Origin of the sequence: Micromonospora sp. LH3U1, from assembly GCF_028475105.1 — a bacterium.
Taxonomy (GTDB): Bacteria; Actinomycetota; Actinomycetes; order Mycobacteriales; family Micromonosporaceae; genus Micromonospora.
Window position 1 is genome coordinate 3,400,738 of the sequence record NZ_CP116936.1, and the last position, 19,747, is coordinate 3,420,484.

The 19,747-nt window shown below is 73.3% G+C and carries 21 protein-coding genes and 1 pseudogene; 15 read left to right on the forward strand and 7 right to left on the reverse strand.

Going from position 1 to position 19,747, the window contains the following annotated elements; genetic code table 11:
- Positions 1 to 18: 18 nt before the first annotated feature.
- From PCA76_RS15425 to PCA76_RS15435, 3 genes are all read left to right on the forward strand, one after another.
- On the forward strand, positions 19 to 510 hold the full coding sequence (locus PCA76_RS15425) for a DUF2231 domain-containing protein (RefSeq protein WP_272618853.1): 492 nt from the start codon (positions 19 to 21) through the stop codon (positions 508 to 510).
- A gap of 63 nt (positions 511 to 573) precedes the next feature.
- Positions 574 to 768, forward strand: a complete 195-nt coding sequence (locus PCA76_RS15430; protein ID WP_272618855.1) for a helix-hairpin-helix domain-containing protein — start codon at positions 574 to 576, stop codon at positions 766 to 768.
- A 93-nt stretch (positions 769 to 861) separates the two neighbouring features.
- Positions 862 to 1,620: a class I SAM-dependent methyltransferase gene (locus tag PCA76_RS15435; RefSeq protein ID WP_272618857.1), complete on the forward strand. Its 759-nt coding sequence runs from the start codon at positions 862 to 864 to the stop codon at positions 1,618 to 1,620.
- 141 nt (positions 1,621 to 1,761) lie between these two features.
- Here PCA76_RS15435 and PCA76_RS15440 read toward each other — a convergent pair whose 3' ends face one another.
- Both PCA76_RS15440 and PCA76_RS15445 read right to left on the reverse strand, forming a co-directional pair.
- Complete coding sequence (locus tag PCA76_RS15440; RefSeq protein ID WP_272618859.1) at positions 1,762 to 2,709, reverse strand: DUF3500 domain-containing protein; 948 nt, start codon at positions 2,707 to 2,709, stop codon at positions 1,762 to 1,764.
- A 32-nt stretch (positions 2,710 to 2,741) separates the two neighbouring features.
- Entirely contained in the window at positions 2,742 to 3,134 is a 393-nt protein-coding gene (locus PCA76_RS15445; RefSeq protein ID WP_272618861.1) for an ankyrin repeat domain-containing protein, read from the reverse strand.
- A gap of 63 nt (positions 3,135 to 3,197) precedes the next feature.
- On the opposite strand from PCA76_RS15445, the gene PCA76_RS15450 reads away from it, so the two are divergent.
- From PCA76_RS15450 to PCA76_RS15490, 9 genes are all read left to right on the forward strand, one after another.
- Positions 3,198 to 3,575 carry a signal peptidase I gene (locus tag PCA76_RS15450; protein WP_272618863.1) on the forward strand — a complete coding sequence of 126 codons (378 nt, stop codon included), beginning with the start codon at positions 3,198 to 3,200 and terminating at the stop codon, positions 3,573 to 3,575.
- 111 nt (positions 3,576 to 3,686) lie between these two features.
- The gene (locus PCA76_RS15455; RefSeq protein WP_272618865.1) at positions 3,687 to 4,142 is read left to right on the forward strand and encodes a cysteine dioxygenase; all 456 of its coding nucleotides are present in this window, start codon (positions 3,687 to 3,689) and stop codon (positions 4,140 to 4,142) included.
- 46 nt (positions 4,143 to 4,188) lie between these two features.
- Positions 4,189 to 4,677 (forward strand): rhodanese-like domain-containing protein, encoded by a 489-nt coding sequence (locus PCA76_RS15460; RefSeq protein ID WP_272618867.1) that lies wholly within the window; start codon positions 4,189 to 4,191, stop codon positions 4,675 to 4,677.
- A 122-nt stretch (positions 4,678 to 4,799) separates the two neighbouring features.
- Positions 4,800 to 5,276: a winged helix-turn-helix domain-containing protein gene (locus tag PCA76_RS15465; protein WP_442930263.1), complete on the forward strand. Its 477-nt coding sequence runs from the start codon at positions 4,800 to 4,802 to the stop codon at positions 5,274 to 5,276.
- A gap of 237 nt (positions 5,277 to 5,513) precedes the next feature.
- Positions 5,514 to 6,119, forward strand: coding sequence for a winged helix-turn-helix domain-containing protein (locus tag PCA76_RS15470; RefSeq protein WP_272618871.1), 606 nt, complete (start codon positions 5,514 to 5,516; stop codon positions 6,117 to 6,119).
- 42 nt (positions 6,120 to 6,161) lie between these two features.
- Positions 6,162 to 6,818, forward strand: coding sequence for a uridine kinase (locus PCA76_RS15475; protein ID WP_272618873.1), 657 nt, complete (start codon positions 6,162 to 6,164; stop codon positions 6,816 to 6,818).
- 165 nt (positions 6,819 to 6,983) lie between these two features.
- Positions 6,984 to 7,382, forward strand: a complete 399-nt coding sequence (locus PCA76_RS15480) for a TraR/DksA family transcriptional regulator (protein WP_272618875.1) — start codon at positions 6,984 to 6,986, stop codon at positions 7,380 to 7,382.
- Between the two features lie 54 nt (positions 7,383 to 7,436).
- Positions 7,437 to 8,312 carry a DUF72 domain-containing protein gene (locus tag PCA76_RS15485; protein WP_272618877.1) on the forward strand — a complete coding sequence of 292 codons (876 nt, stop codon included), beginning with the start codon at positions 7,437 to 7,439 and terminating at the stop codon, positions 8,310 to 8,312.
- Positions 8,313 to 8,633: 321 nt separating this feature from the next.
- Positions 8,634 to 9,062, forward strand: coding sequence for a DUF2267 domain-containing protein (locus tag PCA76_RS15490; RefSeq protein ID WP_272618879.1), 429 nt, complete (start codon positions 8,634 to 8,636; stop codon positions 9,060 to 9,062).
- A gap of 43 nt (positions 9,063 to 9,105) precedes the next feature.
- On the opposite strand, the gene PCA76_RS15495 is transcribed toward PCA76_RS15490, so the two are convergent.
- Positions 9,106 to 9,885: a DUF72 domain-containing protein gene (locus PCA76_RS15495; RefSeq protein WP_272618881.1), complete on the reverse strand. Its 780-nt coding sequence runs from the start codon at positions 9,883 to 9,885 to the stop codon at positions 9,106 to 9,108.
- 156 nt (positions 9,886 to 10,041) lie between these two features.
- Between PCA76_RS15495 and PCA76_RS15500 the strand changes: the two genes are divergently transcribed.
- Both PCA76_RS15500 and PCA76_RS15505 read left to right on the forward strand, forming a co-directional pair.
- Complete coding sequence (locus tag PCA76_RS15500; protein WP_030490939.1) at positions 10,042 to 10,347, forward strand: hypothetical protein; 306 nt, start codon at positions 10,042 to 10,044, stop codon at positions 10,345 to 10,347.
- Positions 10,348 to 10,356: 9 nt separating this feature from the next.
- Positions 10,357 to 11,631 (forward strand): cupin domain-containing protein, encoded by a 1,275-nt coding sequence (locus PCA76_RS15505; protein WP_272618884.1) that lies wholly within the window; start codon positions 10,357 to 10,359, stop codon positions 11,629 to 11,631.
- Between the two features lie 31 nt (positions 11,632 to 11,662).
- On the opposite strand, the gene PCA76_RS15510 is transcribed toward PCA76_RS15505, so the two are convergent.
- The 4 genes and pseudogenes from PCA76_RS15510 to PCA76_RS15530 all read right to left on the reverse strand — a co-directional run bounded on the left by PCA76_RS15510 (position 11,663) and on the right by PCA76_RS15530 (position 16,930).
- Positions 11,663 to 12,325: a hypothetical protein gene (locus PCA76_RS15510; protein ID WP_272618886.1), complete on the reverse strand. Its 663-nt coding sequence runs from the start codon at positions 12,323 to 12,325 to the stop codon at positions 11,663 to 11,665.
- Entirely contained in the window at positions 12,322 to 14,997 is a 2,676-nt protein-coding gene (locus PCA76_RS15515) for an FtsK/SpoIIIE domain-containing protein (RefSeq protein ID WP_272619402.1), read from the reverse strand. The genes PCA76_RS15510 and PCA76_RS15515 overlap by 4 nt, the downstream gene beginning before the upstream one ends.
- A 1,128-nt stretch (positions 14,998 to 16,125) precedes the next feature.
- Positions 16,126 to 16,386: a hypothetical protein gene (locus tag PCA76_RS15525; RefSeq protein ID WP_030504016.1), complete on the reverse strand. Its 261-nt coding sequence runs from the start codon at positions 16,384 to 16,386 to the stop codon at positions 16,126 to 16,128.
- Positions 16,387 to 16,538: 152 nt separating this feature from the next.
- Positions 16,539 to 16,930, reverse strand: a pseudogene (locus tag PCA76_RS15530) (hypothetical protein).
- Between the two features lie 140 nt (positions 16,931 to 17,070).
- Between PCA76_RS15530 and PCA76_RS15535 the strand changes: the two are divergent.
- A complete protein-coding gene (locus PCA76_RS15535; RefSeq protein ID WP_272618895.1) occupies positions 17,071 to 19,626 on the forward strand; it encodes an ATP-dependent Clp protease ATP-binding subunit in 2,556 nt (851 codons plus the stop codon).
- The last annotated feature ends 121 nt before the right edge of the window (positions 19,627 to 19,747 follow it).

Genomic DNA, 19,747 nt, shown 5'->3' on the forward strand with positions numbered 1-19,747 from the left:
CGACCCGGGGGAGGCCCGATGCAGAGCCGGCTGCGGGTGCAGGGGCACCCGATCCAACCGATGCTGGTGACGTTCCCGCTCGGGCTGTTCGTCAGCGCCACCGTCTTCGACCTCACCGACGTCGTCGGCGGGCCGGCTTTCCTGGGCGAGGTCGGCTACTGGACGGGCGTCGCGGCCCTCATCGCCGCCGCGCTGACCGTGGTGGCCGGCATGGTCGACCTGTGGGACGTTCCGGGCGACCGCACCCGCCGCACCGCGATCGCCTTCAACCTGGTGAACGCGGTGATGGCCGGCATGTTCCTGCTCACCTGCCTGATCCGCGCACAGTCCCCGCAGCGCGGCGCGTCAGCCGCGATCCTGGTCACCGAGCTGGTCGCGCTGGCCGTTGGTGGGATCGGCGTGCACCTGGGCGCCCGGCTGATGCGCCAGTTCGATACCGGCCGCGCCGAGGCCGGCAGCCTCGACGCGCTCGCCGGCTCCACCGTCGAGATCGTCCGCCCACGCCCCTGACCCGACCGGCCGGCCCGGCGCGCGGAGCCGACCTCCGAGGAAACGGCCGTCTACCATCCGCGGATGACCTCGTCTCTGGACACACTTCCGAAGATCGGTGCGCCCGCGACTCGAGCCCTGCACGGCGCCGGCTACACCACACTGCGCCAACTCGCGGACGTCCCCCGGTCGGACCTGGCCGAGCTGCACGGCATGGGACCGAAGGCGCTCGGCATCCTCCAGGCCGCCCTCGAAGAGCACAAGCTCGGCCTCGGCTGAGACCTGCCGCTTCCCGCAACGGCATGGCCCGGCCCAGCGCGGAGGCGGCAAATGGGTTGCCGGCCGTGCGACCGTCCGGCGAGGCTGACCGCCATGAACGCCGTGCGTGACGCTGAGGATCTGATCGCGGAGGGGGCTGCCGCACCGGTCGACGGTTGGGGCTTCGACTGGTTGGACGGCCGGGCCACCGAGGAACGCCCACCCTGGGCGTACGCCCGGCTGGTCGCCGACCGGATGGCGCGCGCCGACGCGGCACTGGACGTGGACACCGGTGGCGGGGAGGTGCTCGCCGAGGTGCCGAGCCCGCCGAAGCTGCTGACGGCCACCGAGGCCTGGCCGCCGAACGTCGAGGTGGCCCGGCGGACCCTGCGCCGGGTGGGCGCGACGGTGGTGGCGGTCGCCCCGGACGGGCCGCTGCCGTTCCGCGACGGGTCCTTCGACCTGGTGGTCAGCCGACATCCGGTGCGTACCGACTGGGCGCAGACGGCACGGGTGCTGCGGCCGGGCGGGACGTTCCTGTCGCAACAGATCGGGCCGGGCACCATGCGGGAGCTGAGTGTGGCGATCCTCGGTCCGTTGCCGCCACCGACCCAGCGGCACCCCGAGCACGCGGTCGCCGCCGCCGAAGCCGCTGGCCTACGGGTGGTCGACCTGCGCCGGGCCACCCTGCGGGCGGCCTTCTTCGACGTCGGCGCGGTGGTCTGGTTCCTGCGCAAGGTGATCTGGACGGTGCCCGGGTTCACCGTCGACCGTTACCGCGCACCACTGCTGGACCTGCACCACCGCATCACCGCCGAGGGCCCTTTCGTGGCCCACGCCGAGCGCTTCCTCATCGAGGCCACCCGCCCCTGACTCCGCAGCGTCGATCATGGAGTTGTGGTGCCGCACGGATGCCACGCATCGGGGCAAGCCGCCCACCACAGCTCCATGATCGACGGGGGTGCGGGGCGGGGTGGGGTGGGGTGGGGTGGGGTGGGTGGGGTGGGGTGGTTGTTAGTGGTGGGTTTGGTGGTGGGTTGCCAGCACGTCGGCGCCGAAGTCACTCCCGGGGCGGCGCAGCACGGTGTGCGCGTGGTTGCCGTCGGCGGTCGTGTTGTCGTACTCGATCAGCAGGTCGTCGCCCTGCACCCGGTAGTAGTGCCGCTGCCCGGGGCGGGTCGGACCGGCCCAGGCGAAGTGCAGGGGGCCGCCGTCCAGTCGAGCCGCCTCCCGGTTGGCAAGCTCGGGCGGCAGCCGGTCCAGGTAGAGCGCGACCACCTGGTCGAGCAACGCGCGGCCGGTCGGCCCCAGTCGGTCGGCCGGCACGCCGAGCGGCTCCAGCGGCCCGTCGACCCGCCCGCGGGTTGCGCTGATGATGTCCGCAGGCGCCTCGTCGGCGATGATCGCGGCGGCTCGCTCGGCCGGCCCCAGCGCGTCGAGCAGTGCCCGAGCCAGGTCCTCCTCGACACCCAGTGGGCGGGAAACCGGGCGGCCGGCGTACCGGACCACGGCCGGGTTGGCGCCGAAGAAGATCGGCGCGGGGGAGACCTGGTCGTCCACCACGGTCATGTTCACCGACAGGTGGTGTCCTTCGAGGCGCCACGCCCAACGGTCGTCGCGCGCCGGATCGCCGAACACGGCCACCCAGTAGTCAGCGCTGTGCCGACCGCGCTGCCAGCCCTCGGCCCGGTCCAGCACCTCCTCCAGCGAGATGATCGCCATCGCCTGCGCGTACGCCGAAGGGCTGAGCGCGGTGGCCAGCAGTCGGTGCGCGGCCTTGCGACCGGCGACGTCCAACTCGGCGAGGCTGACGCCGGGTCGGGGTCGGGGCCGGTACTCCAGCCAGCGCCGGGCCGCCTCGTCGTCGAACGGGTGCACGGCGCTCTCGCGGGCGGCGGGGTCGAGGGCGGCCAGCAGCGTGGTGCCGGCGGTGCGCATCTGCTCGGGCAGGGGATCTTCCACCGGCCCTGTATACCGGCACGTCGGCGCTGATGTCACTCGGCGCGCAGCAGCTCCGTCATCTGCGGTAGGTCGAAGAACTGCGCGGTCTCCATTGCCGACGGGTTGCCGTGTGCCGGGTCGGCGCCGGCGGCGAGGAGCGCGCGGACGGCTTCGGTGCTGCTGCGGAAGACCGCGGCGGCCAGCGCGGTCTGGCCCCGGTCGTTGGCCCGGGAGTGGTCGGCGCCGCGACTGAGCAGGGCGGCCACCGTGTCCGGGTGGGCGTGGTAGGCGGCCAGGATCAGCAGCGTGTCGCCCTTGTCGTTGGTGAGGTTGACCGGCAGGCCGGCGTCGAGTTGCGTGGCCAGTTCCTCGGTGGAGCCGGCCCGCGCCAGGTCGAACATCCGGTGCGCGAACGCGAGCGTCTCGGCGTCAAGGTCGTCGGTCACCGGTCCAGGTTAGTCGCACCGGCCCTGATAGGTTGCTCGGCCGGCGTGCTGGGGGAGGGTCCGATGAGTGAGACGGTCTACGTGGGTAACGCGGGTGTCGACGGCGCCGGCAACGCCGGTTGGCTGCTCGGGCACTTCGCGCCGCCGGGGGAGATCCGGCACAGCACCGATGTCGAGGTGAAGTGGGGCGTGCATCCGCCCGGTCAGGCCCGGTCGCGGTGGGCGACCGGTGAACGGCGCACCACCCTGCTCGTGCTCGTCGAGGGGTGTTTCCGGGTGGAGCTGCCGGATCGGACGGTACGGCTGTCCGAGCCGGGCGACTACGTGGTGTGGGCCCGTGGGGTGGACCACTCCTGGTTCGCCGAGCGCGCGTCGGTGGTGCTGACCGTGCGGTGGCCCTCGCTGCCCGGCTACCGGGTGGACCCGCCGGTGCTCCACTGATCGGCTCTTGCCACGGCCGGCGTCCCAACAGGCGGAATTACCTACTAAACCTATAGGCTTTGCCGTCTAGAGTACGAGGGCACCCCGCCGAACGACCCGCGAGGAACCGCCATGACCCACGATCGCCCGGAGCCCGACCTGCTCACCGTCGCCGCTCGGTGGACCGACCCGGCCGGCTGGCCGGTCGCGCTGCGTTTCGATCCCGCCGAACGTTGGTACGCCCGTCTCGCCGTCGGCGACGACCACGAGGTGTGGGCGCTGAGCTGGCTGCCCGGGCAGGGCACCGACCTGCACGACCACGGCGGATCCGCCGGAGCGTTCCGGGTCGTCGACGGCACGCTCACCGAGGAGACGGTCACCCGTGGCCGGCTGCACCCACGACTGCTGCCCGCCGGCGCCGGTCGCCGCTTCGGCCCCCGACACGTGCACCAGGTGACCAACCAGGGTCCGGTGCCGGCGGTCAGCGTGCACGTCTACCGGCCGGCGCTGCTGCGGATGACCCGCTACCACCTCCTGAACGGGCGGCTGCGGGTCGCCGAGATCGCCGAAGCCGGCCGGTCCTGGTGAGCACGGCGAGCCACGATCCAGCCCCTGTCACCGGAAGGAACCGAGAATGCAGGTAACCGCCGAGCACCGTCCAGCCCCCGTGCCGCCGCCGGGCTCCCGGGGCATCGACGAGATCCTGGCCGCCGCGCGCGCCCGGCTCGACCGGTTGGACCCGGAGCGGGCGCACCTCGCGTACCGGGCCGGAGCGCTGCTGGTCGACATCCGCCCGGCCGCGCAGCGGGCCGCGCACGGCGTGGTGCCGGGCTCGCTCGTGGTCGAGCGCAACGTGCTGGAGTGGCGCTTCGACCCACGCTGTCCGGCCCGACTGCCGCAGGCGGTCGACTACGACGTGCCGGTGGTGATCCTCTGTCAGGAGGGCTACACCTCGTCGCTGGCCGCGGCCGCGCTGCAGGACGTCGGCCTGCACCGGGCCACCGATGTGGCTGGCGGCTTCGCGGCCTGGCGGATCGCCGGCCTGCCGGCTCTCGGCCCCACCCCGCTGCACCGAACCTCCCCCCTCGCGTCCCCGGTCAACGCCGGGTGGGCGCGCCACTGACCGTCACGCCGCACCGGGCGTGGCGGTCGTACCGCCACTCAGGAGGCACCATGTCCGTCGTCGCCATCCCCACGCGCCGCCACCCGGGGGCGCGTCCGGCCCGTCCCCGCACCGGCCCGACCCTGACCATCACCCTCGACCTCGCCCCGGGGCCGCTGAGCCCCCGGCTGGCACGGCTGGTGCAGTTGCTCGGCGAGCTGGCCGAGTCGGGGGAGGGTCAGCTGCGTACCGTCGAGGACGCCGCGCCGGGGCCGCGACCGGTCCCGAGCCCCGCCGCCGGCGGGCCGTCCGCCGACGCCGACCAGGTCCACATCCTGGCCGGCTCGCGGATGGTCCGCCGGGGCGACCGGGTCGTCTCGCTGACCCGCATCGAGTACGAGCTGCTGCTGTTCCTGGCCGAGCGGCCACGTCGGGTCTTCACGCGTCTCCAGTTGCTGTCCAGCGTCTGGGGGTACGAGCACGCGGTGGCCCGGACCGTGGACGTGCACGTCCGCCGGCTGCGCGCCAAGTTGGACGGGTCGGAGGTGGTGACCACCGTCTACGGGGTCGGTTACCGGCTGGCTGACGAGGCCCGGATCAGCGTGGACCACAGCCGCTGAGCCCTGCTCCGACCGCCCCGGTGAACCGGGCGGGGACCCCCGTAACGGGGCATCTCGGCGACTCTGCTGTAATCATCAGGCTTCGTACGCAGAGCGAGCAACTGGCTCCGATGAGTTCGTCAATTGTCACATTCATGCAACGCAGCCGCCTCTTGACCCTCGCCCAGGCGCCGGGAAACATCGACGAAGCGGCGTCCCGGGCCGTGGGGAGATACCCGGACCAGCCCAAGGAGGACCATGTCGGTCAGCCCCGCCTCGTCGCGCGCCGGATGGCATACGTCCCAACCCGCGGTGCCCGGTCGACCTCCCGGCGGCCAACGTCGCCCGGCGAACACCGCCGCGCCCGTGCTCACCGTGACGCTGTCCATCCCGCTGGCCTGTGAGGAGTCGCTGACCCCAGCGGCACGTCGGTTGCTCGATGCGGCGCGCGAGATGCTGGAGCGGGGCGAAGGCGTGATCATCGGGTCCGTCCCGGCCGAACGCCGCCCCGACCAGGCGCCCGCCAACCGTGCTCCGGCCCGGGCGCTCAGCCCGACCATCCCCGCCCTGCACATCCTCGCCTCGTCTCGATCGGTGCTGCGCGACGAGGACCCGCTGCCGCTGACCCGGCTGGAATTCGACCTGCTGCTGCACCTGGTCGCCCATCCGCGCCGGGTGTTCACCCGGCTGCAACTGCTCAACGCCGTCTGGGGCTACGAGCACGCCGGCGTACGCACCGTCGACGTGCACGTGCGTCGGCTGCGCGGCAAGGTCGGCGTGGACGTACCTCTGGTCACCACCGTGTACGGCGTGGGTTACCGGTTGGCCGACGACGCCCGGGTCACCATCGACCGCAGCAGCTGACCGGCGTCACCGACCCCACGCGGCGCGGGGCAGGATGGTTCGGTGCGCATCCGCCCCATCTCGCCCGACCTGCTCGTCACCGAGCTGACCGGCCGGCTGGCCGACGCGGCGACCCGCGCCGCGACCGCTGGGGCCGCCCGGCTGCGGGTGGCGGTGGACGGTGCTCCCGCCGCCGGTGCCGACGAGTTGGCCGCCGCGCTCGTCGACCCGTTGCGTGCCCGAGGCCGCCCGGTGCTGCACGTCCGGGCCACCGATTTTCTCCGCCCCGCATCGCTGCGCTTCGAGGTGGGCCGCACCAATCCGGACTCCTTCTACGAGGGCTGGGTCGACGAGGCCGGGCTGCGTCGGGAGGTGCTCGACCCGGCCGGCCCGGGCGGCAGCGGGCGGCTGCTTCCGTCGCTCTGGGACGCCGACGCCGACCGGGCCAGCCGCGCCCGTTACGTCGACCTGACACCCGGAGGCGTCGTCCTGGTCAGCGGCCCGTTGCTGCTCGGCGGTGGCCTGCCCTTCGACGTCACCATCCACCTTCAGCTGTCGTCGGCGGCGCTGCGTCGGCGTACCGAACCGGCCCAGGAGTGGGCGCTTCCGGCCTTCGACCGGTACGCCGAGGAGGTCGTTCCGGCGAGCTTCGCGGACGTGGTGGTGCGGGCCGACGACCCCCGCCACCCCGCGCTCGTGGAGCCTGACGGCGACGCCTGACAACCGCCGCGAACTCTCCGGTTTGCTCGGCTGATCCGGCGGGTACTCGCCCGGCTCACAGAGCGCGGGTGATCGCACGCGCACCGATTGCGACCGTGACCGGGGCCTGACGCCGCCGGCGCCCGGTTCACCTTGAGCCCACCGGCTCAGGAAAGGCAGGCAGTGATGCTCGTCCACGACACGGTCGGTACGACCCGTTCCCAGACGGAGATCGACCAGATCCGGCTCTCCCTGGAGGCCCGTTACGACGAGCTGACCGCGGAGTACGACCAGGCCCTGCTCCAGAGCCAGGTGCTGCGTCTGGTGGAGGTCGGTGACACCGCCGGCGACGACCAGGCCGACAGCGGCACCAAGACGGCCGAGCGGGACACCGCCCAGTCCCTGTTGCGCACCATCCTGGACCGCCGCGCCCAGTACGAGCACGCTCTCGGCCGGCTCGAGGAAGGCACCTACGGCTGGTGCGAGGGCTGCTCGGCGGCGATCCCGGTGGAGCGGCTGGAGATCTTCCCGTCCGCCACCACGTGTGTGACGTGCAAGCAGACCCGCGAGCGGCGGGCAGCCTGAGCGACGCCAGCGGTTGCGGTTGCCGGTCGGTCCGCGACGCGATGGACTTCAGCCATGGGTGACATCCTCGTGGGCACCGCGTCCTGGACCGACCGCACACTGCTGGACTCGGGGTGGTATCCGCAGACCGCGGACACGCCGGAGAAGCGGTTGGCCTACTACGCCCGGCAGTTCCCGCTGGTCGAGGTGGACGCCACCTACTACTCCCCGCCCGCCGAGGCGACCGCGCGGCTGTGGGCCGACCGCACCCCGGTCGGCTTCACCTTCAACGTCAAGGCGTTCAGTCTGCTGACCGGGCATCCCACCCGGGTCAACGCCCTGTACAAGGATCTGCGTCCGGAGACCGACAAGAAGAACGTCTACCCCGACGACCTGCCCGCCCAGGCGTACGAGGAGGTCTGGACGCGCTTCCTGTCCGCGCTGGACCCGCTGGTCGAGGCGGGCAAGCTGGGTTCGTTGCTGTTCCAGTTCCCGCCCTGGTTCACCATCAAGCGGGCCAACAAGCAGTACCTGCTGGAGGTGGCGAAGCGCTGCGCGCCGCTGCGCCCGGTCTACGAGTTCCGGCACGCCTCCTGGTTCGACGGTGACAACGCCGACGAGACCCTGGCCTTCCTGCGTGAGCACAAACTGCCGTACGTCTGTGTGGACATGCCGCAGGGCCACCGCTCGTCGCTGCCTCCGGTGCTGGCCGCCACCGCAGACCTCGCGGTGGTGCGTTTCCACGGCCACAGCGACAAGTGGACCAGCAAGGACATCCACGAGAAGTTCGGCTACCACTACTCCAAGCGGGAGCTGGCCGACTGGGCACCGAAGCTCCGGGAGTTGGCCGACGAGGCCGCCCAGACCCACGTACTTATGAACAATTGTTACCGCGACTACGCGCAGACCAACGCGCAGCAACTGACGGCCCTGCTGGGCGGTGACAGCTAGAGCCAACGCCGCGCGCAGGCTCGGGTCGAGATGCTCACCCGATTGGGGTGGGGTCGACTCACCCACCCTGTTGGCAGGGTGGAGACGGTGGGTGCGGCCGCCCGGGGTGGCCGACACCCGGAGACGACACGGAGGTGACGGGGATGACGGTTCGAGTGGTGACGGATCGACGGCGCGGTGCCGTCCTGCACGTGGTCGGTACAGCTGACAACGCCCGGCGCGCCCCCCAGGGCAGCCCGGTGCGGGCCCGCCGCGGGCCGGCGGGGCCGCCACGCCGCGCCGACGACCGACGGTGGGACAGCACGGAACGGGGGTCGACCGATGGCTGACCAGATGATCTCAGCGTTCGAGTCCTCCCTGGACAAGACGAACCTCATTCTCAAGGACATCGAGAATGCCTACGGCTGGCCGAAGGAGCGGCGCAACCAGTCGTACGCGGCCCTGCGCACGGTGCTGCACCTGCTGCGCGACCGGCTGCCGGTGGACGAGAGTGTCGAGTTCGCCCAACAGTTGCCGGTGCTGGTCCGCGGAATCTACTTCGACGGCTGGGTTCCGTCCGACGTGCCGATCAAGCTCAACCGGGACGACTTCCTCTACGAGGTCCGTCAGGGCTTTCCGTACGACGCGAAGGGCGGCCCGGAGCGGGTGACGCAGGTGGTGCTGGACACCCTGCGCCGACACGTCACCCAGGGCGAGTGGCAGGACGTGAAGGACACCATGCCCAAGGACCTCGCCATGATGATGCCGTGACGGTCTGACGACCTGAGCCCGCCCGACGACCCGTTGGGCGGGCTCAGTCGTCGCTGATGTCCGCCTCGGCGGCGGTTGGCACCCGCGATACCGGGTGCCCGGCCCCACGGGCCAGCGCGGCGAACGCGACCGCATCCACGATGGCGGCGCCGCCGGGGTCGTTGTTGAAGTAGACGTACGTCGGCTCGTCCGCGCCGAAGGCGTCGGTCAGCCGGCTCACCCAGGATCGGAGCGCGGCGCGTCCGTACCGGGGCCAGGGCCGGGCCCGCCCCTCGTGCAGTCGAAGGTAGCCGAAGTCGGTGGTGCGCCAGCGCGGGGCGACCGGGCGCCCCAGCCGGTCCGCCCAGACCAGCGCCGCCCGACGCCGTTCGAGCACCGCCCGGGTGGCGTCGGTCCACCAGGAGGGGTGGCGGGGCTCCACCGCGACCCGCACCTTCCTCGGAAACAGCCGAAGTGTGGCGTCGAGCGCCTCGGGGTCCGCCCGCAGGTTCGGTGGCAGTTGCAGCAGCACCGGGCCGAGCCGGTCACCGAGCGCGGTGGCGCGACCGAGGAACCGGGCCACCGGCTCGGCCGGGTCCCGCAGCCGTTTGATGTGGGTGAGGTAGCGGCTCATCTTCACGGCCACGCAGAAGTCCGCCGGGGTCCGTGCCCGCCAGGCGGCGAAGGTGTCCCGCTCCGGCAGCCGGTAGAAGGCGTTGTTGACCTCGACCGTGGCGAACCCGTCGGCGAAGTGCTCCAACCAGAGCCGTTGCGGCAGCCCTTGCGGATAGAAGCGGCCCCGCCAGTCGCGGTACTGCCAGCCGGACGTGCCCACCAGGATCACCACCCCATCCTGGCACCGTCACCGCCACGGGTGAACCGCCCGTGTCGACCTGGTTCGACGTCTACGGTGAGGGTTAGAGAAGATCGCGCGTGGGGTACCACCCGCAGCACGACGAACCCCGGCGTACGGCGGGGCGGCACACCCGAGGGAGTACCAATGGCACTCAACGATGACGATATGCAGACCACGGGCGGCGGCGGCGCGGAAGGCCCGGCCGACGGTGGCGCGACCCCCGGCCAGCACGACGGTGGCGCCGATGGCGGCGCCGAAGGCCCGGCTGACGGTGGTGCCACCCCGGGTCAGCACGACGGTGGCGCCGACGGCAGCGCGGAGGGTCCCGCCGACGGTGGTGCCACCCCGGGTCAGCACGACGGTGGCGCCGACGGCAGCGCGGAGGGTCCCGCCGACGGCGGTGCCACCCCGGGCCAGCAGGACGGCGGCGCTGACGGCAGCGCCCGGTAGCGACACACCATGACGCACCTCGACCCGCCGGACGGCCACGGCCGTCCGGCGGTTCCGTCCGCACACGCCGCCGCGGCGCTGGCCCGCTGCGTCTCGGTCGAACCGGCCAAGTTCGCCGCCGCGCACTGGGGACACACCCCGCTGCTGTCCCGCGCCGCCGAGCTGCCCGACTCGGCCGGCTTCACCGACCTGCTCAGCCCCGCTGACGCCGACGAGCTTCTGAGCCGGCGCGGTCTGCGTACCCCGTTCCTGCGCGTCGCCAAGGACGGCCAGTTGGTCGCGGCAGCGCGCTGGACCGGCGGCGGCGGCGCGGGGGCCGAGATCGGCGACCAGGTGCTCGACGAGCGGATCCTGGAGCAATACGCCTCCGGCGCCACGCTGGTGCTGCAGGGTCTGCACCGGATCTGGCCGCCGCTGGTCGACTTCGCCCGCGACCTGGGGCTCGCGCTCAACCAGCCGCTGCAGATCAACGCCTACCTCACCCCGGCGGGCAGCCAGGGATTCGCCACCCACTACGACACCCACGACGTGTTCGTGCTCCAGGTCGACGGCCGCAAGCACTGGCGTATCCACCCGCCGGTGCTGCCCGATCCGTTGGAGAAGCAGCCGTGGGGTGGCCGCGCCGACGAGGTCGGTGCCACCGCGCAGGGTCCCGCAGCGCTCGACGTGGTGCTCGCTCCGGGCGACGCCCTCTATCTGCCCCGGGGGTGGCTGCACAGCGCGCAGGCGCAGGACGCCAGCTCGTTGCACCTGACCGTGGGCATCCGCGCGCTGACCCGATATGCCCTGGTCGAGGAGTTGCTCGCGCTGGCCGCCGAGGACCAGCGGCTACGGGCCAGCCTGCCGTTCGGCACCGACGTCGCCGACCCGGACGCCATCGAGCCGGAGCTGACCGAGACGGTGGAGGCACTGCGGGACTGGCTGCTGCGCGCCGACCCGGGCGCGGTCGCCGCGCGGCTGCGGCAGCGGGCCTGGCCGGCCGCCCGGCCGGCGCCGATCCGACCACTCGCCCAGGCCGACGCGCTCGCCACCCTGGACGCCGACTCCCGGGTCACAGTGCGGCCCGGCCTGCGCTGGCAGCTCGTGCCGCACGGCGCGGACACGGTGGCGCTGCGGCTGTTCGACCGCACCATCACCCTCCCGGCCGGCTGCGAGCCGGCGGCTCGCGCTCTGCTCAGCGGCACGGTCACCCGGGTCGGTGACCTACCCGGGCTGCCCGACGACGCCGACCGGGTCACGCTGACCCGCCGACTGCTCCGCGAGGCCGTCCTGGTCCCGGCCTGACCCACTGCGGGTTCGATCAGAGGCAGAGCGGTCAGCGGCCGAGCACGAGCAGCAGGACGGTGGTGACCGCCCCGGCGCCGAGGACCACGGTGATCGGCTGCGGGCCGAGCACCGCGTGCCGGCGGTCGGCCACCACCCGCGCCGGCACCAGGCCGATCAGGGGCCCGAGCAGGGTCACCACCAGAGCCAGCACCGGCATCCCGACCGCCAGGTCGCCGCCGTACCCGACGCCGAGCGCACGGGCGCCAGCACCCAGCGCGTACGCCAGCACAGCGCCGGCCACCCCGCAGAGCGCCAGCAGTGGGTTGACCGAACCCGGAAGCTCACCCGGCTGCCCGGCCCGGTCGAGCAGGTCCCGGGCTCGTCCGAGCAGCAGCACCGGGTCGGTGGCCCCGCTGCCGTTCGCGGGTGCGGGCGGGCCGCCGAGCCGGCGGGCGCCGAGGCGCAGGCGCACCTGCTGCCACAGGTGGGCCACCTCCGCGTCCACCCGTTCCTGCTGCTCGCGGGCGGCGACGAGTTCCTCCTCCGCAGCGTGGACCTGCTCGGCGGCGTCGGCGACGGCCCGCTCGGCCGCCGTGCACTGCCGCTCGTACCAGGTGTGCGCCTCGGCGCGTTGCTCCCGCACCCGAGCGGTCAACTCGGCCAGCCGCCGCAGCTGCGCCGCGTACGACTCGCTGGTCACCGGTTCATTCATCGAGACGGCCCATAGGGGATGATCACCTGTCCGGTGCGGTGGACCGCCCGATCGAAGAAGAGTCCCCGCCACGGGCGGGGATACCAGTCCGGGCCGCCGGTGCCCGGGTAGAGCGAGGCGCCCAACTCGCCGCCATGCGCGTCCAGGGCCACCCAGGCGCCAATCTGGTCGGTGCGGGCGGCCGGCCCACCCAGGTCGGCGCGCATCCGGGCCACACCCCGCCACCAGGCCAGCACGTGCGTTCGCCGTTCCGGCCCGTCGTGCAGGATCCGGCGCAGCTGCTCCAGACCGGTACGTCGGCCCGCGCGGGCGGCCAGCGCGCCGGCTGCCGCGTCGACCGCGAACAGCAGCAGGTAGTGCGGGGTCCCCGGCCCGGTCAGCCCGTCGGCCGTCTCGGCCATCAGCTCGCCCACGGTCTCTTCGTCGTACCAGGCGGCGTCGTCGGCCAGGTCGTCGTAGAGGGCGCGGGCCATCGGGTCGGCGTCCGGGTCGAGGCAGGCGATCGAGAACCGGGCGGTGCCCGGCGGGTGCTGGCGTGCCAGCGACCGGGCCGCCGCGTCCAGCACCGCGCACGCCTCGTCCACCCGCGTGCCGAGCACCGCGAGGTTGCGCCCCGGGGCGCGCGGCAGCCGCAGCGCCGCCGAGCGGGACTGCACGTCGATGATCTCGCCGAGCAGGGCCACCGGGTTACGCGGCACGGTCCCGTCCGAGGGCACGGCGAGCGCCCGGAAATCCGGGGCGTCCGCCAGCCGGGGGATCGCGTCGCCGTCGAAGAGCCGGGCCGGTGCCGCGTCGGCCGGGCGCATCCTCCACAGCCGGTGCTGCAACCCGCTCCACGTCTCCCAGTCGCTGGCCGACGGGATACGGGCGACCTCGTTGCCCTCCACCATGCCCGACTCGGCATTGACCACCGCGTGCCAGCGGGGCAGCGACTGCGCCGCGTCGTTGCGCTCGGCGAGGATCCGTAGCGCCTTGGGCAGCGCGATGCGCAGGGTGAACTGGGCGACCAGCGCGGGGCGACCCCACAGCGCCTCGATGCCCCGCACGTCCTGGGAGGCGAGCACCAGGTGGATGCCCTGGGACCGGCCGCGCCGGGCCAGGTCCTCCAGCAGGTCGGCCGCCTCCCGGGCGACCACGTCCCGACCGGCCAGCAGCATCTGGAACTCGTCGACCACCGCGACGATCCGTGGCCAGTGCCCGGTCGGGTCGACCGCCCGCAGCTCGGCCAGCTTGGTCACCTCGTGCTTCTTGGCCGCGTCGGCACGCCGGCGCAGCTCCTCGGCGAGGAAGCGCAGCAGCGCCAGCCCGAACTCACGGTCGGTGTTGACGTTGATGCCGACCAGACGCATGTGCGGCAGCCAGCTCGGGTCACGCCGGCCCTGCGCGAACCGCGCGAAGGAGACGCCCTCCTTGAAGTCGAGCAGATAGAACTCCAGCTCGGCGGGGGAGTAGCGGGCCGCCAGCGCGCCGATCCAGGCGAAGATCAGATTGGTCTTGCCGGTGCCCGACGGCCCGCCGATCAGGGCGTGCGGCGGGTAGTCGCCCAGCGTCAGCCGCACCGGCCGCCCCTGCGGCCCCTCACCGATCGGCGCGGTCAGCCCGTCGGCGGAATCCTCCCGCCACATCAGCTCGGGCGGGGGCAACAGGTCGGCGAACGGGGTCGGGGGTGGGCCCGCGTTCACCCGGGCGGCGATCTCCCGGCAGGTCTCGGTGACCAGGGTCGCCGGTGGCGACGGGTCCAGCCGGACCGCCAGCCCGGCCGACCCGCCGATCCGCGCGCCGGACGCCCCGGCCACCACCCGGGTGACCGTGGGATCCTCCGGCAACGGCAGGCCGTGGACCACCAGGTGCACCCCGCAGGCCGCGCCGGCCCGCACCACCCGTTCCAACTGCCCACGCTCGTGCCGGTTCAGCTCGTCACCACCGAGCAGCACCGCCACCCGCCAGGGCTCGGGTCGTCGGCCGGTCGCCGCCGCCAGTTCCCGCAGCGAGGCGTACTCGCCGGCGAGCACCGTCTCGTTGATCCGGCGGATCTGCTCCACCAGGTCGTCCAGCAGCGGACCCAGCCCCCCGGGGCCGACGAAGGTGAGCAGCCCCGCCGTGCCCAGCGGGGCGAACCCGGCCAGGCCGCCGCCGAGCTGATCCGGGTCGTACCCGATCAGCCGTACCGCCCCCGGGTCGGCGCGGCCGACGGCCCGCAGCAGCAACGCGGACACCACCGCGTCGCAGCCGGCGCGATCGTCCCCGGCGAGGTGTACGTGCCCGGCGTCGAGCAGCGGCACCAACGCGGGTACCGGGTCCACGCCGTCGATCCGGACCGTGCCGACCCGCAGCGCCCCGGGCGGCTCCGCCCGCCGGGCGGGCGTCGGCGCCCAGCCCGTCCAGTCGGCCCCGGCGCAACCCGGCGCCTCCGCACGGGCGGCGTCGGCGGCGCGCCGGGCCAACTCGGCGATCCGGGCGGAGTAGCGGGCGTCGATGTCGGCGACGCGGCGGTCCCGCTGGGCGCCCACCCGCTCCGGTACGGCGGACGCCGCCCGCTGGACCCGGGCCAGCCGTTCCCGCCCGGCGGTCAGCTCGGCCTGGGCGGCGGACAAGCGGGTACGGGTGGCGCCCAACGCCTCGGCGAGGGCGTCCCGGACCCGGCCGGCCAGTTGACCGCGCCGGTCAGCCATCGGAGGCCCGACGGGCCGGCGCGTCCCGCCAGGGGCTGCCCGAACGCGGCGGCAGCCCGCCGGAGCGCTGCCCACCGGCGCCCCCGGCCGCTGAACCGCACCGCCGGGTCGTGGACCCATTCCGGCCGCCCGGCCCGCGTCCGCCGGCTGGCCCGCTCGCGCCGGTTGCCTCGCTCCTGTCGGCTGCTCCGAGCCTGTCGGTTGCCCCGGGCCTGTCGGTCGGCCCCCGCCCGTCGGCTGCCCCGAGCCCGTCGCTCGGCTCGCGCCCGTCGGTTGCCCGGCACCGTCCGAGGGCAGGTCCCGGCCGAGCCGGGCGAGCAGCAGCCCGGTCGCCACGCCGGCTGTCACCGCGGAATCGGCGGCGTGCGGCGGTTCTCCGGAGGCGCGCGGCGGCGGCATCCGGCACACCCGGGTCAGCAGCGTCTCCAGCACCGGCGGTGGCAGCCCGGGCAGCAGGTCACGGACGCGCCCGTCCAGCTCCCCGCGCAGCCGGCCGAGGTCGGTGGCGCGGGGAGGGTGCCCCAGCAGCTCACCGGCCAGCTCGCGCAGCAGCGGTGGCGCCAGCGCCGCCATGCCCAGCCCCACGTCGGCCGGGGCGCGGCGCAGTTCGGTACGCAGTCGGTCCCGGTCGCCGGCGCGCACCCCGTGCACGACGCGGCGCAGCAACTCCTGGGAGTCGTCCACGCGCTCGTCCGGTTCGTCGTCGCCGCCGTCGCGCCCGCCGGTCAGCTCCGCCACCCGCGCCGACCACCAGCGGCGCAGCCGGACCTGCTCGGCCGGCTCCGGTGCCACGACGGTCGGCCCGGCCGACGGCGGTGTGTCGTGCCGGGGTTCACGCGATTGCGGGCGGGGAGTCGGAGCGCCACCGTCGGCGAGCCCGATCGCCGCCAGATACGCCGACAGTTGTTCCTGCGCCACCCGCAGCGCGTAGCCGGCGCTCTCGGCGTGCTCGGTGGCGGCGGACAACTCGGGCACCCCCATCGGGTTGGCCGACTCCTGCCGTACCCAGCGCAGTCGCTCCGCGGCCAGGCCGAACTTCTCCAGCGCCTGCCCGAGCAGGGCCACCGGGAACTCCTCGGTGGCGGCACGGACCTGCCCGCCGACGTCCTCGATGATGGACATGGCGGCCTACAGGGTGGCGACGTAGAGCTGCGCCTGCTCCACCGCGACAAGTGTCGCGGCGAGACACTCCTCCAGCTCCTGGCTGGCCTGGGTCAGCGACGCCTGGGCCGCCTCCACCGTCTCGTGCCCGCTGCCCTCCAGTGCGCCGGCCAGGGTCTGCTGCGCCTCGGCCAGCTTTTCGCCGGCCGCCTGCACGGCTGTCTGCCCGTCCCCGATCTGTTGGAGGGCGACATCGATGGCAGCCTTCAGCTCGGCGACGCTCGCCACGGTGGAACCTCCTGGGGGCGGGGAGATCTCCATTAGAGCCTATCGGCGGTCACGAAAGAACATCCGCCCTGTCGGTGTTCCTGCCCGCCTGTCCGGTAGGCCCCTGGAAGTGCCGGGAGTCCGTTCTGTGGGAGTCCCAGTGCGAGAACTTCTCAGTTGTTGGTGGGGCTCTCGCGGAGCCAGCGCGGTCCGTACACCTCGGCGCCCAGCGCGGTGACGCGGCCGCGCAACTCCCGGTCGGCGGTGACCACCAGCCGGCGGCGCAGCGGCGCCCCTCCACCAGCTCGACCACCGTGTCGTCGCCGGAGCCCGCGGCGGAGACCACCCGGACGCCCTCGGTGCCCGGCACGTCCCGCGCGGCCCCCTCGACCACCAGCACCACTTCCACCGGGGCCGGCAGTCGAGCCGGCAGCCCGACGGTCGCCACCGGCGCCAGGGAGTCACGCAACCGGGCTGCGGCGCCGGCGCGGTCACGCCACCACCCGTTCGGGCGGGAGCCCACCACGTTGGCGCCATCCACGATCAGCAGCGGGGTCTCATCCATTCCGTCAGCCTGCCACCAACGGGCGGCCCTGGCCCGATGCCACTCCCGGGATGCCGGTGCTCCGCCTTCCGCGGCGTTTGTCGGCCCGCGCGCCGGGTAGCCCCTGCCGACCGTGCCGCGCCCTACTGCGGAGGAGAGACATGATGGGACCCGGTGACATCGGCTCCGACCCGTGGGACGAATTCCTGGCCAGGTACTTCGGCCGGGGCGAGGGAGGACGCCGACCGCCGCACCGGGTCGACATCACCCGACTGATGACGGCTGACGCCCGGGAGATGCTGGCCGACGCGGCCCGGCGGGCCGCGCAACGTCAGAGCAGCGACCTGGACACCGACCACCTGCTCTGGGCGGCGCTGCAACGTGAACCCCTGCGCGACCTGGTACGCCGGGCCGGCGCCGACCCGGACACCCTGCTCAACGCGCTCGGAGGGAAGGGCGACGGCGCGCCGCGCGGGGAGGTGCCGCCGAACCTGTCGTTGACCCCAGCCGCCAAGCGGGCGCTGCTCGACGCCCATCAGCTGTCCCGGGCGATGGGCGCCAACTACATCGGCCCCGAGCACATCCTGATGGCGCTGCCGCTCAATCCGGAGTCGCCGGCCGGGCGGATGCTGGCCGCCGGTCGGATCCAACCCGAGTCGTTGCAGGCCGCCAACGCCGAGCGCGGACCGATGACCGGGCCGAAGCCGGATCGCGGCACCCCCACCCTGGACCAGTACGGGCAGGACCTCACCGACCTGGCCCGCAACGATCAGATCGACCCCGTGATCGGACGGGCCGACGAGATCGAGCAGGCCGTGGAGATCCTGTCCCGGCGTACCAAGAACAACCCGGTGCTGATCGGCGAGGCCGGCGTCGGCAAGACCGCGATCGTCGAGGGGTTGGCCGAGCGGATCTGCGACGGTGACGTTCCGCAGACCCTGCTCGGCAAGCGGGTCGTCCAACTCGACCTGGCCGGCCTTGTCGCCGGCACCCGGTACCGGGGCGACTTCGAGGAGCGGCTGAAGAAGGTGATCGACGAGATCCGGGCACACCGGGACGAGCTGATCATCTTCATGGATGAGATCCACACCCTGGTCGGGGCGGGTGGCGCCGGCAGCGAGGGCGGGATGGACGCGTCCAACATGCTCAAACCCGCGCTGGCCCGAGGTGAGCTGCGGGTGATCGGCGCGACGACGCTGGATGAGTACCGCAAGAGCATCGAGAAGGACGCCGCGCTGGCCCGGCGCTTCCAGCCGGTGCTGGTGCCCGAGCCCAGCGTCGACGACACCATCGCCATCCTGCGCGGACTGCGCGACCGGTACGAGGCCCACCACCAGGTGCGCTTCACCGACGAGGCGTTGGTCGCCGCCGCCGAGCTGTCCGACCGGTACGTCACCGACCGGTTCCTGCCGGACAAGGCCATCGACCTCATCGACCAGGCCGGCGCGCGGGTGCGGTTGCGTACCCGCACCCCCGCCTCCGACGTGCGGGAGCTGGAGCAGCAGCTCGACGAGGTACGCCGGGACAAGGAACAGGCCGTCACCGACGAGCAGTACGAACGCGCCTCGGCGCTGCGCGACCGGATCTCCGAGCTGGAGGAGGAGATGCGCCGCGCCAACGGCGACGACGGCACCAGCTCGCAGGTGCCCGAAGTGGGTCCAAAGGAGATCGCCGAGGTGGTGTCCCGGGCCACCGGCATCCCGGTCAGCCAGCTCACCGAGGAGGAACGGGACCGGCTGCTGCGCCTGGAGGGGCACCTGCACCAGAGGATCGTCGGCCAGGACGACGCGGTCACCGCCGTCGCCGAGGCCGTCCGTCGCTCCCGAGCCGGTCTGGCCGACCCGGAGCGGCCGATGGGCAGCTTCCTGTTCCTCGGTCCGACCGGCGTCGGCAAGACCGAGCTGGCCCGCGCCCTGGCCGAGGCGTTGTTCGGCGAGGCGGACCGGATGGTCCGGGTGGACATGAGCGAGTTCCAGGAACGACACACGGTCAGCCGGCTGGTCGGCGCCCCACCCGGGTACGTCGGCTACGAGGAGGCCGGCCAGCTCACCGAGGCGGTACGTCGTCGCCCGTACGCGGTGGTGCTGCTCGACGAGATCGAGAAGGCCCACCCGGACGTGTTCAACATCCTGCTCCAGGTGCTCGACGACGGGCGGCTGACCGACAGTCAGGGCCGCACGGTGAACTTCAAGAACACCGTACTGATCATGACGAGCAACCTCGGCTCGGAGCTGATCACCGGCGCCCAGCGCTCGGTCGGCTTCGGCACCGGGGACGTGGGCAGTGAGCAGGAGAGCGACGAACTGCGCGAGCGGCTGATGCGCCGCCTGCAGGAGAACTTCCGCCCGGAGTTCCTCAACCGCATCGACGAGGTCATCATCTTCCGCCGGCTCGAGGCCGAGCAGTTGCGCGACATCACCGCGCTGCTGCTGGAGGAGACCCGCCGCCGCATGCACGCCCAGGACCTCCAGGTGGAGTTCACCACCGCCGGTATCGACTGGCTCGCCGAGCACGGCTACCAGCCGGAGTTCGGTGCCCGCCCGCTGCGCCGGGTGATCCAGCGGGAGGTGGACAACCACCTGTCCCGGATGCTGCTGGAGTCGGCGATCTCACCCGGACAGAAGGTCGTCGTGGATGTCCGCGACGGCGCGCTCACCTTCGACGTGACCGCGGGGGAGCGGGGGTACACCGCCGCCACGACATCACATCCGCGATGAGTGGGCCGGCGCGCCGAGGCGAGACCGAGGACCCGCAGGAGCCCGCGAAACCCCGGGACGAGGACGACCATCCCGACCCGATCCTGGCGCCGCCCACCGCGAACCCCCGCCGAACGCGGCT

What these genes read in the sequence shown, in the direction of transcription:
- PCA76_RS15425 (WP_272618853.1), top strand. Translation starts at nt 19, where the DNA reads ATGCAGAGCCGGCTGCGGGTGCAGGGGCACCCGATCCAACCGATGCTG.
- PCA76_RS15430 (WP_272618855.1), top strand. Translation starts at nt 574, where the DNA reads ATGACCTCGTCTCTGGACACACTTCCGAAGATCGGTGCGCCCGCGACT.
- PCA76_RS15435 (WP_272618857.1), top strand. Translation starts at nt 862, where the DNA reads ATGAACGCCGTGCGTGACGCTGAGGATCTGATCGCGGAGGGGGCTGCC.
- PCA76_RS15450 (WP_272618863.1), top strand. Translation starts at nt 3,198, where the DNA reads ATGAGTGAGACGGTCTACGTGGGTAACGCGGGTGTCGACGGCGCCGGC.
- PCA76_RS15455 (WP_272618865.1), top strand. Translation starts at nt 3,687, where the DNA reads ATGACCCACGATCGCCCGGAGCCCGACCTGCTCACCGTCGCCGCTCGG.
- PCA76_RS15460 (WP_272618867.1), top strand. Translation starts at nt 4,189, where the DNA reads ATGCAGGTAACCGCCGAGCACCGTCCAGCCCCCGTGCCGCCGCCGGGC.
- PCA76_RS15470 (WP_272618871.1), top strand. Translation starts at nt 5,514, where the DNA reads ATGTCGGTCAGCCCCGCCTCGTCGCGCGCCGGATGGCATACGTCCCAA.
- PCA76_RS15480 (WP_272618875.1), top strand. Translation starts at nt 6,984, where the DNA reads ATGCTCGTCCACGACACGGTCGGTACGACCCGTTCCCAGACGGAGATC.
- PCA76_RS15485 (WP_272618877.1), top strand. Translation starts at nt 7,437, where the DNA reads ATGGGTGACATCCTCGTGGGCACCGCGTCCTGGACCGACCGCACACTG.
- PCA76_RS15490 (WP_272618879.1), top strand. Translation starts at nt 8,634, where the DNA reads ATGGCTGACCAGATGATCTCAGCGTTCGAGTCCTCCCTGGACAAGACG.
- PCA76_RS15500 (WP_030490939.1), top strand. Translation starts at nt 10,042, where the DNA reads ATGGCACTCAACGATGACGATATGCAGACCACGGGCGGCGGCGGCGCG.
- PCA76_RS15505 (WP_272618884.1), top strand. Translation starts at nt 10,357, where the DNA reads ATGACGCACCTCGACCCGCCGGACGGCCACGGCCGTCCGGCGGTTCCG.
- PCA76_RS15510 (WP_272618886.1), bottom strand. Translation starts at nt 12,325, where the DNA reads ATGAATGAACCGGTGACCAGCGAGTCGTACGCGGCGCAGCTGCGGCGG.
- PCA76_RS15515 (WP_272619402.1), bottom strand. Translation starts at nt 14,997, where the DNA reads ATGGCTGACCGGCGCGGTCAACTGGCCGGCCGGGTCCGGGACGCCCTC.
- PCA76_RS15535 (WP_272618895.1), top strand. Translation starts at nt 17,071, where the DNA reads ATGATGGGACCCGGTGACATCGGCTCCGACCCGTGGGACGAATTCCTG.